A 12,967-nucleotide genomic window follows, 5' to 3' on the forward strand; every position below is an offset into this window, starting at 1 on the left:
GCCATGCAAAAACTCTATATCCATCCCCTCCCGGTCAGGCTCTGGCACTGGACCAACGCCTTCGGTTTCGTCCTGCTGATCGCCACCGGGCTGCAGATCAGGTACCTGGACCTGGTCCAGGTGCTGTCGTTCAGGACGGCGGTGGTCGCCCACAACTGGATTGGCTTTGTCCTGATCGCCAATTTTTTTGTCTGGCTGGGCTTCTATCTGTTCACCGACAAGATCAAGGTCTATCACCCTGAATTGAGTCCGCGAAAGTACTTCCAGGCCAGCTTCCGGCAGATGCAGTTCTATGGCTATGGCATTTTCAGGGGCGAGCCCAATCCGCATCATCCCAGCGCCTACCGCAAATTCAATGCCTTGCAAAGCATGATGTACCAGATCATCATGATGCTGCTGGTGCCTATCATGTTCTTCACGGGCTTGCTGATGTGGGACGTGACGCGCTTTTCTTCCATGGTGGAACTGTTCGGCGGCGTGCGCGTCGTCGACACCGTGCACGTTCTGCTGTTCATCGTATTCAGCGGCTTCATCATCGTGCACGTTTACCTGGCCAGCCTGGGCCACACGCCGACGGCACATTTCAAGGCCATGATCACCGGCTACGAGGAACTCGAAGACGAACCGAAAACTGGTGCCGGCTCCTGAAAAATGGCGGCGCGCCGTTGCGCGCTGCTCAGCGGTACCTCAGTTCAGGAGGGCTGGGATTCGTCGGGGCCGTACTCGGTGTCGCGGACCCGAATGTTGTACTTCTTCATCAGGGCCTGAAAATTGGAGCGCTGCATGCCGGTTTCTTCCGCGCTTTTGGTGACGTTGGACGCGTTTCGTTTCAGCGTCTCCTGAATAAACAGTTTTTCAACATCCTCCACCGATTTCTCCCTGGCGATTTTCTTCAATCGCTTGAGGTCCTCACCGGTTCTCGGGACTTCCAGATCAAGCCGCGGCGAAGAATCGATGATGTTGACCAGGTGCGCCCGGTGAATGACTTTGTCGGAAGCCAGGATCACGGCCCGATGTATCGTGTTTTCCAATTCCCTGACGTTGCCCGGCCAGTCATAGTTGACCAGCGTGCTCATGGCGGCCTCCGAAATTTCGGACACCGGCTTTTCCAGTTCATTGCAGAACGTCTTGAGGAAGTGAAAAGCCAGTGCCGGGATGTCGTCGCGGCGTTCTCTCAAGGCCGGCGCGTGGATCGGAAAGACATTGATCCGGTAGTAGAGATCCTCCCGGAAGGTTCCTTCGGCGACCATCGCCTTGAGATCCTTGTTGGTGGCGGTGATCAGTCTGACATTGGTCTTCTGGGTGACGGTGCTGCCGACCGCCCTGAATTCGCGCTCCTGGATGACGCGCAGCAATTTGGCCTGCGTTGCCAGCGGGATATTGCCGAACTCGTCAAGGAAAAGAGTGCCATTGTTGGCGATCTCGAACATGCCGCGCTTGTTCACCACCGCGCCGGTAAAAGAGCCCTTGGTGTGTCCGAACAATTCGCTTTCCAGCAGATTCTCGCTGAGCGTGTTGCAATCCACGGTGACAAACGGCTGGTCCTTGCGCAGACTGTTGTAATGAATGGCCCGGGCAATCATTTCCTTGCCGGTTCCGCTCTCCCCGGTGATCAGCACGGTGGTGTTGGTAGGCGCGCACTTGGCAATCAGTCCATAGACCGCCTGCATCGGCGCACTGGCGCCAATGATGTTCTCAAAACGGTATTTGGAGCCGACTTCGGTCTTCAGATTGCGGTTCTCCTGCAGCAAGCGGCGTCGCTCCAGCGCGCGATCCACCACGTGCTTGAGTTCATCCGGGTCAAACGGTTTAGGCAGGTAATCAAACGCGCCCAGCTTCATGGCCTTGACCGCGGTCTGAATCTGGGACAGCCCGGTCACCATGATCACGTCAACGTCAGGATGTCTCTCCTTCACCTGCTGCAACACCTCCAGGCCGTCGACGCCAGGCATCATGATGTCGAGAATCATCAGGTCGTACTCGGTCTCGTCGACTTTCCTCAAGGCCTCCTGGCCGTCCAGCGTGGAATCAACGAGATAACTGCTGTCGCTGAGGATGCGCCGACAACTCCGGATGACAATTTCCTCGTCGTCAACAATCAGAATTCTGGCACTCATGGGCTACTCTCATCTGGATGGCGTTCGGTTTCATTAAAAGGCGGCGTTATCGGCAGATAGACATGAAAAGTAGTACCCGCGCCAACAACGCTTTCAACACTGATCCTGCCGCCGTGGGCTTTGACAATGCCATAACTGACCGACAAGCCCAGTCCGGTTCCCTTGCCAACCTCCTTGGAGGTAAAAAACGGATCGAAAATCCGCTGTAGATTGGCTTGCGGAATACCGCAACCGGTGTCGCTGACGGCGATTTCAACCATCGGGAAGGATTCGGACTCCGGCTTTTTCGAGCTACCGGCAATCAGGGCACGGCTTTCCACCGAAATCTTGCCTTTGCCTTCAATCGCTTGCTGGGCGTTGACCAGCAAGTTCATGACGACCTGTTTCAGCAGATCGGCGTCTCCCCACACCTGGGGCAAATCGGGATCGAGCTTGGTCGCGATCTCGATCTGCTTCAAGGAGGCTGGACGCTCGACAAAGCGCACGGTGTCTTCAATCACCTGGTTGAGGTTGAAAAACCCCTTCACCGGAACCTTCTCCCGCGCGAAGTCAAGCAGCCGCTTGATGATGCTGGCACAGCGCTTGGTCTCGCGGATCACCAGGTCCAAATCCTCCGCGTCCTCGCTCCCCTCCGGCGCTTTCTTGCGCATCAAGGAGGTGAAAGTCAGTACGCCGGTCAGCGGGTTATTTAACTCATGGGCAATGCCGGACGCCAGCACGCCGATCGAAGCCAGTTTTTCGCCTTGCGCGACCTCGGCCTTGGCGGCCAGAAGCTCCTGCGTCCTCTGCGCAACTTTCTGCTCCAGTGTTTGCACCAATTCCTGCATCTCTCGTCGTGATTCATTGAGGGCGCCGGTCATCTGGTTGAAAGAGCCGGCAACGCGCCCAAATTCATCATCACTGCGCACCGGAATATTTTGGTCTAGGCTGCCGGCAGCGATCTTCTTGGCACCGGACTCCAGGTCTTTCAGGGGCACGTAGATCAGGCGCTGAAGCAAGACGCCGATGCTGATGGAGAAAAGGAGAATGAAGCCGACCGAGCTGCCAATGACGTGAACGGCGTGCGTCTTCATTGACTGGTCCAGCTCATCCAGGGAGTAGGCAATATCGACGATGCCAAGCACCGACTGACTGACCGGGTGCTCATGGCATGACGCCGATGAGCAGGAGGGCTCGTTGCGTATCGCGTGCATGGTGCCAAGAACTCGGTGCCCGTCCGCTGTTTCAATTATTTTCCAGCGCTTGTCGTCGGGGACCTGCTTCAGGGGCTGACTGGTCAGGTGGCAGTTGATGCAGGGCTCGTCTTTTTGTTCAACCGAGTACCCAACTTCTGATTTGCGGTTTGAATGAATGATCGTGCCGTCCTTGCTGATCACCCGGATACGCTCAATGCCTTTTTGCTTGCTGATGTCCTCGATGATCTTCTCAACAATGTCACGCTTGTTCACCAACATCGTATAGCGGGTGCTGGCAACCACCATTTCTGCAATTTGGGTGACATGTCTGGAAACCACGCTTTGCAGGTCTTCCTGCCGGTGTTTCAGAAACAGCAGCGTGAACAGGACCATCGCCATTGAAAGGACAATGATCAGATACAGACTGATTTTGAACCTGAGACTATTTTTGGGCATTTAGCAGGCGAACCCCATGCGCGAGAACGATTATGACATCGCCCTGCCAAATCACGGGGGTCAAACTGCCTCCTATTGATGTGGCTCAGGTGCCATGCGCAAAGGAATCGTCACCGGCCCATCGTTCACCAGATGGACCTGCATATCGGCACCGAATTGCCCGGTCTGCACGTTGGGGTGCACCCGTCTGGCCTGGGCCACAAAATACTCGTACAGCCGGCGTCCCTGGTCCGGTCTTGCCGCAGCCGTGAAACTCGGTCGGTTGCCACCCGAAGCATCGGCGGCCAGCGTGAACTGGCTCACCACCAGCAGGCCTCCCGCGGTGCCGCGACCGTCCATGTCCTGCACGCTGCGATTCATCTTGCCGGCCGCATCGCTGAAAATGCGCAGCTTGCCGATCTTGGCCAGCATTTTTTCGCACTCGACTTCACTGTCGCCGCACTCGGCGCACAGCAGTACCAGCAGGCCGGCGTCGATCTCTCCCACCACTTGGCCATCAATCACGACGCGCGCCGTACTGACCCGTTGCAAGAGAGCCATCATGCCGGGCAACCAGAGAACTTCATAGCAGGTCCCGGGCGTCGTCAAAATGCGCCTCGACGTCGCTGGGCAGCAACTGGATGGTGGCGCGCAAGCCCGGCACCGCGCTCATCAGCGCCTGCTCGACACTGGTGCGCACCGCGGCGGCACGCCCCAGCGACCAACTGGCCGGCATGTGCATGTGCAAGTCGACAAAGCGGCGCTGGCCCGAGCGGCGGCTGGTGACGTGGTCAAAACGGATGGTGTGGTGGTCAAAATCCGCCAGCGTCTTCTCGATCTCGCGCAACACCTCGGGCTCCACCGCCTCGTCCATCAAGCCCTGCGATGAGCGCCACATCAAGTGAACGCCTTCCCAAAGGATATTCAGTGCCACCCCGATGGCGGCCACGGCATCAAGCCAGACCCAACCGGTCAGCGCCACGCCGGCCAGGCCCAGTACCACGCCAGCCGAGGTCCAGACATCCGTCACCAGGTGCTTGGCATCGGCCTCCAGGGCGATCGAGCGATGCGCCTTGGCGGCACTGAACATGACCCAGGCCAGCAAACCGTTGAGTGCCGAACTCAGCACCGACAGGGCCAGGCCCCAACCCAGGTCCTGCAAAGGTTGCGGCTCCAACAGTCTTGAGGCAGCGGCCCAAATAATGCCGACGGCCACGCCAACAATCAAAGCGCCTTCGAAACCGCTGGAGAAATATTCCGCCTTGTGGTGGCCATAAGGATGATCTTCATCCGCCGGGCGCTGCGCAATGGTCACCATCATCAGCGCAAAGATGGCGCTCGCCAGGTTCACAAACGACTCCATCGCATCCGACAGCAAACCAACCGAGTCGGTGACGTACCAAGCCAGTGTTTTCAGAACGATGGTGATGACCGCCACCGAGATCGAGGCCCACAGCAGGCGTTGCGGCGTCAAGAAACGGATCGGCAGGAGTGAAATCATGGAGTCTCAGCCCAGCGTGACCTTGGCAAACTTGCGCTTGCCGACCTGTAGCACGTAAGTGCCAGCGCCCAGCTTCAGTCCTTTGTCGCTGACCACGCTGGAATCGACGCGCACACCGCCGCCATCGATCAGGCGATTGCCTTCGCCGCCCGAGGCCGCCAAACCAGCCAACTTGAGCACGGCGGCAATGCCCAGCGGGCCGCCCCTCTCACCCAGAGGCAAGGACAACTGGACAATCTGGTCCGGCACGCCGCCCTTGCTGCGGTTGATGAAATCCTGCTCGGCCGCATCGGCCGCCGCGTGCGAATGAAAGCGGGCGGTAATCTCCTTGGCCAGCGCCACTTTCGCCTCTTTCGGGTTGCGGCCGGCATCGACCTCGGCTTTTAAAGCGGCGATGTCGGCCTCGCTCCTGAAGCTGAGCAAGCTGTACCAGCGCCACATCAACAGGTCGGAAATGCTCAACACCTTGGCAAACATGGTGTTGGCGTCTTCCGAGATGCCGATGTAGTTGTTCTTGCTCTTGGACATTTTTTCAATGCCGTCCAGCCCTTCGAGCAGCGGCATGGTCAAAATGCATTGCGGCTCCTGGCCGTATTCGGCTTGCAGGTGACGCCCCACCAGCAAATTGAATTTTTGATCGGTCCCCCCCAGTTCCAGATCGCTTTTTAGTGCCACCGAGTCGTAGCCCTGCATCAGCGGGTACAGGAACTCATGCACGCTGATCGGAACGCCCGCCTTGAAGCGCTCATGAAAATCATTGCGCTCCATCATCCGGGCCACCGTGTACCTGGCCGCCAGTTCAATCATGCCACGCGAGCCCAAGGCATCACCCCACTCGCTGTTGTAGCGAATCTCGGTTCGGGACGGATCCAGCACCATGGCAGCCTGACGATAGTAGGTCTGGGCATTGAGTTCGATCTGCTCCCGGCTCAAGGGGGGGCGGGTATTGTTGCGGCCCGAGGGGTCACCAATCAGGGTCGTGAAATCGCCGATCAGAAAGATCACCGTGTGCCCCAAGTCCTGCAACTGACGCATTTTGTTCAGCACCACGGTATGGCCAAGGTGGATGTCGGGCGCCGTCGGATCCAAGCCCAGCTTGATGCGCAGCGGCTTGCCAGTGGCCTCGGAACGCGCCAGCTTCCTGACCCAATCCTCTTGCGGAATCAGTTCTTCGCAAGCCCGCAAAGACACGGCAAGCGCCTCCCGAACACAATCTGTTACAGGAAATTCGGGGGCCAGTGCTTGATTCATAAGGGTTTTTCTTGATGCGACGGGATGGAGCGAAGTTATACTCTGCGCTTGCTCAAGTACGGGATTTTAATTCGACCCGCCTGCGTACCTTCGTTGTCTGTCCGGTTGCACACCAACCAACCCTCACCTGGAACCGTTCTTTTGATAAACAGCCTTGTTGACGCCGGAACTGCTTTCCTGACTTTTTCCGGCCGGACTGTCAAACAATACCCCAAACGAATTACGGCGTTCGTCGCCGCGTTACTGCTCGCTGGCGGCGGCGGCGCCTTTGCGGTGGCCACCCTGGCACCGGATGCGTCCGAGTTGCCGGTGCGGGAAGTCCTGGAGTCGGTACCCACCCTGGCTCTCAATATTCCGTCCGACCTGGACCTCCAGACCTTGAAGCTTTTCAGATCGGAGGTCACGCGCTCCAGCGACACCGCCGATACCTTGCTCAGTCGCCTGGGCGTTGACGATGCATCCGCTGCCGCCTTCCTTCGCTCCGATACCATTGCGCGCCAAATATTGCTTGGTCGCAACGGCCGCAACGTGACCGCTGAAACTGACGATAACAACCACTTGCTGAAACTCAGTGCGCGCTGGAGCCCGGAAGACAACGGGAACTTTAACCGTCTGGTGCTTGAGAAGACACCCCAAGGTTTTCAATCACGCATTGAAATCGCTGCCTTGACCGCCTCGTCCCGGCTCGCCAGCGGCACCATCCAGAGCTCGCTGTTTGCAGCCACTGACGATGCCAAAATCCCGGACAGCATCGCCACTCAACTGGCGGAGATTTTCTCTGGTGACATCGACTTCCACCGCGCGCTGCGCAAGGGCGACCGGTTTTCGGTTGTTTACGAAACCCTTGAGGGCGACGGCGAACCACTGCGGACCGGGCGCGTGTTGAGCGCCGAGTTTGTCAACAACGGCAAGACTTTCCAGGCCATGTGGTTCAAGGACTCGGTGACCGCCGGCGCGCCAACTGCCGATGCTTCGCGTGCCGCCGACGCCCGCGGCAAGGGCGGCTATTACACGCTGGACGGGCAAAGCCTGCGCCGCGCCTTTCTCGCCTCGCCGATGGAATTCTCCCGGATCACGAGCGGCTTCAAGATGCGCTTTCACCCTATCCTGCAAACCATGCGGGCTCACCAGGGCGTCGACTACGGTGCGCCAACGGGCACACCGGTGCGTAGCGTTGGTGATGGCGTGGTGGAATTTGCCGGCGTCCAAAATGGCTACGGCAACGTGATCATCCTGAAGCACCGCAACAACTACAACACGGTGTACGCCCATCTGAGCCGGATCAACGTCCGCAAAGGTGCCAGCGTAAGCCAGGGCCAGACCATCGGCGCAGTGGGCGCGACGGGCTGGGCCACCGGCCCTCATTTGCATTTTGAGTTCAGGGTCAATGGTGTTTACCGCGATCCGCTCACCATTGCCCGTCAAAGCGAGTCGATTCCCGTCTCCGCATCTGCCAAGCCCATGTTTACCCGCCTCGCGGCCGAGAACCGCATTGCGCTGGCAGCGGCGGCGTCGGTGCAACAGAGCAGCGCCCAATAGGGTTTGCGGCAAAGGCACACCAAGCGTGTCTGAGCTCTACGTCGGCCTGATGTCTGGCACCTCGCTGGACGGGGTAGACGGGGTCCTGGCGGACTTCTCGGGTGCCCGGCTGACCGTCCTGGCCCATGCCAGCGCGCCGTTTTCACCCGCTTTGACCCGGGAGTTACTCGCTCTCAACAGCCCATGCCGCAATGAGTTGCACCGCTCCGCCCTGGCCGCCAATGCGCTGGTGGGTGTTTACGCGCAAGTGGTGGCCAAGTTGCTTCAACAGTCCGGGATTGCCAGCGCTGCCATTACCGCCATCGGGGCCCACGGCCAGACTGTGCGCCACCGGCCACAAACGTACGGCGGCACCGGTTACACCCTGCAACTCAACAACCCCGCCCTGTTGGCTGAAATTACCGGCATCGACGTCGTTGCCGATTTTCGCAGCCGCGATGTCGCTGCCGGCGGACAAGGCGCTCCACTGGTGCCACCGTTTCACCAATCGGTATTCGGACGCTACGGCGAAACCGTCGCAGTGCTCAACATTGGCGGTATTTCCAACCTCACCGTGGTTGGCCCCGAACTGGCCGACGACGTGATGGGATTTGACTGCGGTCCCGGCAACGCACTGATAGACGCCTGGTGCCAGCAGCATCTTGGCCAGGCCTTTGATGCCAACGGCAACTGGGCAGCCAGCGGCCAGATTCATGCCGACCTGTTGGCCGCCTTGCTGGACGAACCCTACTTTGCCTTGCCAGTCCCCAAAAGCACCGGGCGCGACCTGTTCAACCCTGGCTGGCTGGCCGGAAAACTTGCAGGGTTTGGCGCTCTGGCGCCGGCCGATGTCCAAGCCACTTTGACGGAGCTGACCGCCAGCGTTTGTGCGGCAGGCATTCAGCGCTATGGACTTGAAAGCAAAAGTCTGATTGTGTGTGGCGGTGGCGCCTTCAACGGCCATCTGATGCGGCGACTACAGGCTCATTTACCGAACCTCCCCGTGCAATCTTCGCAAACCCGTGGATTGCCTCCGCTGCAGGTCGAGGCGGCCGCCTTTGCATGGCTGGCACGCAAGACTGTTTTGCGCGAAACAGCCAGTCTAAAAACGGTAACGGGCGCCCAAGGCGCCCGCATCCTGGGAGCGGTTTACCCGGCCTAAGCGGGACCGCCCCGCAAGGTTAGGAGAAGCTCGAGCCGCAGCCGCAGGTGGTGGTGGCGTTGGGGTTCTTGATCACGAACTGCGCGCCCTGCAGATCTTCCTTGTAATCAATCTCGGCGCCAACCAGATACTGATAGCTCATGGCGTCGATCAACAAGGACACGCCATTCTTGGTCATGGTGGTGTCGTCCTCATTGGTGATCTCGTCAAAAGTGAAACCATACTGAAAACCAGAACAGCCGCCACCCTGCACGAACACGCGCAATTTCAGGTCAGGGTTGCCCTCTTCGGCGATCAGATCGGCCACTTTCGCGGCTGCGCTGTCCGTGAAAAGAATCGGGCTCGGCATATCAATTTCGACGTTTTCCGCGACGACGCTCATGGTATTTCCTTTTAAAGTGTTCAGAACAGAACTGGCTTGGCTGTCGCCTAGCTGCGGACTGTTCCGCAAGTTTTCAATGTCAATTATATTAATACTACAGCAATTCGCTCAACAATTCAGCTAGCTGTTATTTGCCGCCAATTTGAGTGTGGGTTTTTCTTCGCTTTCAAGGGTCGGGCACAATTGCCCGCCGATGATCGCTCCCTGATGCATCTCCAGCGCGCTGTAGTGGACATCCCCCTGGATACGCGCCTTGGGCTGCAATTCCAGCATGACGCGCGCGTGCACCGGCCCTTTGACCGTACCGTTGACGATGATGTGGTCGGCGCGGATGCCGCCGATCACGCTGGCGGTCTCGGAGATCACCAGGATGCTGGCCTGCTCGTCCTTGGCGCTGATATCCCCGACCACCGCACCATCAATCCGCAAACCGTCACAAAACTTGAGGTTTCCGTCAATCTCGCTGCCCTCCGCAATCAGGCTTCGAATGGGAGGCTGCTTTTTCTTGTTGAACACGTAACTACCCCACGATGTGTTGAAAAATACCCTGGACTACAACTTGATGGATTGCACCGCCTTGGTAACCGCACCATCCATCACTTTGGCGCCAACGCCCTTGATCTGGGTGGCTGGCGGCAATTCCAAAACACCCTCCAGGCGACCGTACTGCTTGAGCTTGATGGCCTGGCCACCGCCCGGCAGGGTTGCCATCCACGGCTTGCCATTTTGCACGCCGGTGAACGTCAACTCCAGCCGGCCATTGAATTCCGGCGGATTCTTCCGAGCCTGGATCACCAGCACCTGCCATCTTATTTCATGTCCATTGCGAACCTCGGCCTGCAGGCCACGTATCACAATGCCCTCAACGCCGGCGCTCGGTATCAACTTCTCGAAAAAACCCAAATCGTCACGCAAACTCTGGATTTCCGCTTCAAGCTGCTTGTTCAGGCTCGCCAGTCTTTCCTGCGCCACTTTTTCGGAGGTCATCATAGTGCCAGACGTGTTGGCGATCAACTGCGCTTGATCACGCTGCGCCGTCAGGGTCACCACCTGCGCCCGCAAGCTCACCAGTTCGGAGCGCAATTGCTGTAGTTCTTCCTTGGTATCACCATCGAGCCCGGCAATGTCCTTGCCAAATTCAAAAGCCCACAGACCAATGGCCGCGCAAAAACCAAGAACGATTGCCAGCACGGCCCAACGAAACGGCCAGGGCAAGGCACTGCGCACCGACATGCGCGGGGCGCTGACAGTCAAGCGGCGGAGAAACAGGCGGAGTCGCATGGCGCGGTGAGTATGGGGCGCTGAGTCTAACAGCCGGAAAGCAAACAGCCGCCGGAACCTGCATTCTGGCGGCTGTTGCTTGACAACACCTGGTTGCCGTAATGTCGTCTGAAATTAGCGCTTGCTGAACTGCTTGCGGCGACGGGCGCCGTGGAAGCCAACCTTCTTGCGCTCGACTTCACGGGCATCGCGCGTGACAAAACCAGCTTTGCTCAGCTCGGACTTGAGCGTTGCATCGTAGTCGATCAGGGCGCGGGTAATACCGTGGCGCACGGCACCGGCCTGGCCTGATTCGCCACCGCCGGCAACGTTGACCATGATGTCAAAGGTCTGGGCGTGGTTGGTCAAAAACAGGGGTTGCTTGCAAATCATGATGGAGGTTTGACGACCGAAGAACTTTTCGATGTCTTTGCCATTGACCACGATCTGGCCGGAGCCCTTCTTGAGAAATACACGAGCCACGCTGGATTTGCGACGGCCGGTACCATTGTTCCATTCACCAATCATATCGAAGCTCCTTAAATTTCCAACACTTTGGGTTGCTGGGCAGTGTGCGGATGCTCGGCACCACCGTACACCTTGAGCTTCTTGATCATGGCGTAGCCCAGCGGGCCTTTTGGCAGCATGCCCTTGACGGCTTTTTCCAAAGCGCGGCCAGGGAACTTGGCTTGCATGTCGCGGAAGTTGATGGCGGAAATGCCACCCGGATAGCCGGAGTGGCTGTAATACACTTTGTCAAGCGGCTTGGCGCCGGTGACGCGCAGCTGGGCTGCATTGATGACGACAATAAAGTCGCCGGTGTCGACGTGAGGCGTGTAAATGGCCTTGTGTTTGCCGCGCAAACGGAGAGCAACTTCGCTGGCTACTCGTCCGAGGACCTTATCGGTCGCGTCAATCACAAACCACTCGTGCACCACGTCAGCGGGTTTTGCGCTGAAGGTCTTGGTCATGAGTTTTCTCTAAAAAAGAGGGTTTGCCGGGCTCTTTTCCACGGTCGGCGTTCCTCTGATGGGAATCTCTTAGGTGGGATTGAAACTTCGCCGCGGAGCCACAAAAGCGCTGCGAAGCCGAGCATTATAAGAGATTTCGCCAAAACTCCGGCTTTTACCTTGGCAGGCGAATCCTTTGCCCCCTGACGGGCGGGCCATTGCCCGGACCGGGCGCAAGACGGGAGCAGTCCGGTCGCGGTTACCATGTTGGCATGTTCAGTTATCGCCACGCCTTCCATGCCGGCAACCACGCCGACGTACTTAAACACATGGTGCTGATTGCCATTTTGCGGTATTTGCGGCAAAAGGACACGGCTCTGACGGTCTTCGACACCCATGCCGGGGCCGGCTTGTACCGGCTTGACGGTGACTATGCGCAGACCAGTGGCGAAGCGACCGACGGTGTTTTACGCCTGATCGCCGCGCTGGAAAAACCTGTCGTCGCCAGCGCCAAAGCGTCGGCCGCTGCAAAATCATTAGCCAATGGCGTGGCACCGATGATCCAGGACTACCTTGATCTGGTGGCCGGCTTCAATACGGCGGGCAGCCGCAAGATCTATCCCGGTTCGCCCTTCATCATTCAGCGTCTGCTGGGTGAGCGCGACAAGCTCAAATTGTTCGAGTTGCATCCGACCGACGCCAAAACCCTGTCCTCCAACATTGCCCAACTGGAAGCCGGACGCCAGGTCGCGGTGTTGCGCGAGGATGGCTTTGAGGGTCTGAAGAAATTTCTGCCGCCACCGGCACGCCGGGCGCTGGTATTGAGCGACCCCAGCTACGAGATAAAAAACGACTACGCCCGTGTGGTGGCCATGGTCGCTGATTCGCTGGCCCGATTTGCCACCGGTACTTATGCCGTCTGGTATCCGATCATTCCGCGACCCGAGGCACACGACGTCCCGCGCAAACTGAAAACACTGGCCACCAAAGCCGGCAAGAATTGGCTGCATGCGAGCTTGACGGTCAAATCAAGCAAGTTGACCTCGAATGAAGCCGGCGAGGTGATACGCCCGGGTCTGCCCGCCAGCGGCATGTTCATCATCAACCCGCCACATACCCTGAAGGCAGGACTCCAACTGGCACTGCCGCAGTTGGCAGCCCTCCTCGGTCAGGATCAGCACGCCGCGTCAACTCTTGAGTCCGGCACTTGAATATC

At 58.4% G+C, this 12,967-nt stretch carries 14 protein-coding genes; 4 read left to right on the forward strand and 10 right to left on the reverse strand.

All coding sequences use genetic code 11. The annotated features are described in order from the left end of the window. Positions 1 to 3 precede the first annotated feature (3 nt). The gene (locus PHS32_RS01610; RefSeq protein WP_301077005.1) at positions 4 to 648 is read left to right on the forward strand and encodes a cytochrome b/b6 domain-containing protein; all 645 of its coding nucleotides are present in this window, start codon (positions 4 to 6) and stop codon (positions 646 to 648) included. Positions 649 to 692: 44 nt separating this feature from the next. Here the strand turns inward: PHS32_RS01610 and PHS32_RS01615 are convergent, their stop codons facing one another. From PHS32_RS01615 to tyrS, 5 genes are all read right to left on the reverse strand, one after another. After that, on the reverse strand, positions 693 to 2,117 hold the full coding sequence (locus tag PHS32_RS01615; protein WP_301077006.1) for a sigma-54 dependent transcriptional regulator: 1,425 nt from the start codon (positions 2,115 to 2,117) through the stop codon (positions 693 to 695). After that, positions 2,114 to 3,691: an ATP-binding protein gene (locus PHS32_RS01620; protein WP_301077007.1), complete on the reverse strand. Its 1,578-nt coding sequence runs from the start codon at positions 3,689 to 3,691 to the stop codon at positions 2,114 to 2,116. The genes PHS32_RS01615 and PHS32_RS01620 overlap by 4 nt, the downstream gene beginning before the upstream one ends. A gap of 129 nt (positions 3,692 to 3,820) precedes the next feature. Beyond that, positions 3,821 to 4,291 carry a D-aminoacyl-tRNA deacylase gene (gene dtd / locus PHS32_RS01625; RefSeq protein WP_301077008.1) on the reverse strand — a complete coding sequence of 157 codons (471 nt, stop codon included), beginning with the start codon at positions 4,289 to 4,291 and terminating at the stop codon, positions 3,821 to 3,823. A gap of 19 nt (positions 4,292 to 4,310) precedes the next feature. Next, on the reverse strand, positions 4,311 to 5,228 hold the full coding sequence (locus PHS32_RS01630; protein WP_301077009.1) for a cation diffusion facilitator family transporter: 918 nt from the start codon (positions 5,226 to 5,228) through the stop codon (positions 4,311 to 4,313). Between the two features lie 6 nt (positions 5,229 to 5,234). Beyond that, positions 5,235 to 6,479, reverse strand: coding sequence for a tyrosine--tRNA ligase (gene tyrS / locus PHS32_RS01635; RefSeq protein ID WP_301077010.1), 1,245 nt, complete (start codon positions 6,477 to 6,479; stop codon positions 5,235 to 5,237). Between the two features lie 141 nt (positions 6,480 to 6,620). On the opposite strand from tyrS, the gene PHS32_RS01640 reads away from it, so the two are divergent. Beyond that, positions 6,621 to 8,018, forward strand: coding sequence for a M23 family metallopeptidase (locus PHS32_RS01640; RefSeq protein WP_301077011.1), 1,398 nt, complete (start codon positions 6,621 to 6,623; stop codon positions 8,016 to 8,018). 25 nt (positions 8,019 to 8,043) lie between these two features. After that, on the forward strand, positions 8,044 to 9,159 hold the full coding sequence (locus PHS32_RS01645; RefSeq protein WP_301077012.1) for an anhydro-N-acetylmuramic acid kinase: 1,116 nt from the start codon (positions 8,044 to 8,046) through the stop codon (positions 9,157 to 9,159). 19 nt (positions 9,160 to 9,178) lie between these two features. On the opposite strand, the gene erpA is transcribed toward PHS32_RS01645, so the two are convergent. The 5 genes from erpA to rplM all read right to left on the reverse strand — a co-directional run bounded on the left by erpA (position 9,179) and on the right by rplM (position 11,772). Continuing rightward, positions 9,179 to 9,541 (reverse strand): iron-sulfur cluster insertion protein ErpA, encoded by a 363-nt coding sequence (gene erpA / locus PHS32_RS01650; protein WP_301077013.1) that lies wholly within the window; start codon positions 9,539 to 9,541, stop codon positions 9,179 to 9,181. 120 nt (positions 9,542 to 9,661) lie between these two features. Next, positions 9,662 to 10,057: a polymer-forming cytoskeletal protein gene (locus tag PHS32_RS01655; protein ID WP_301077014.1), complete on the reverse strand. Its 396-nt coding sequence runs from the start codon at positions 10,055 to 10,057 to the stop codon at positions 9,662 to 9,664. A 36-nt stretch (positions 10,058 to 10,093) separates the two neighbouring features. Then, positions 10,094 to 10,795 carry a DUF6776 family protein gene (locus PHS32_RS01660; protein WP_366143456.1) on the reverse strand — a complete coding sequence of 234 codons (702 nt, stop codon included), beginning with the start codon at positions 10,793 to 10,795 and terminating at the stop codon, positions 10,094 to 10,096. A gap of 141 nt (positions 10,796 to 10,936) precedes the next feature. Continuing rightward, a complete protein-coding gene (rpsI, locus tag PHS32_RS01665; RefSeq protein WP_301077016.1) occupies positions 10,937 to 11,329 on the reverse strand; it encodes a 30S ribosomal protein S9 in 393 nt (130 codons plus the stop codon). A gap of 11 nt (positions 11,330 to 11,340) precedes the next feature. Further along, a complete protein-coding gene (rplM, locus tag PHS32_RS01670; protein WP_301077017.1) occupies positions 11,341 to 11,772 on the reverse strand; it encodes a 50S ribosomal protein L13 in 432 nt (143 codons plus the stop codon). 251 nt (positions 11,773 to 12,023) lie between these two features. On the opposite strand from rplM, the gene rlmJ reads away from it, so the two are divergent. Beyond that, positions 12,024 to 12,962, forward strand: a complete 939-nt coding sequence (gene rlmJ, locus PHS32_RS01675) for a 23S rRNA (adenine(2030)-N(6))-methyltransferase RlmJ (protein WP_301077018.1) — start codon at positions 12,024 to 12,026, stop codon at positions 12,960 to 12,962. Positions 12,963 to 12,967: the final 5 nt, after the last annotated feature.

This window comes from Rhodoferax sp. (assembly GCF_028714215.1).
In the GTDB taxonomy this organism is placed as follows: domain Bacteria; phylum Pseudomonadota; class Gammaproteobacteria; order Burkholderiales; family Burkholderiaceae_C; genus Rhodoferax.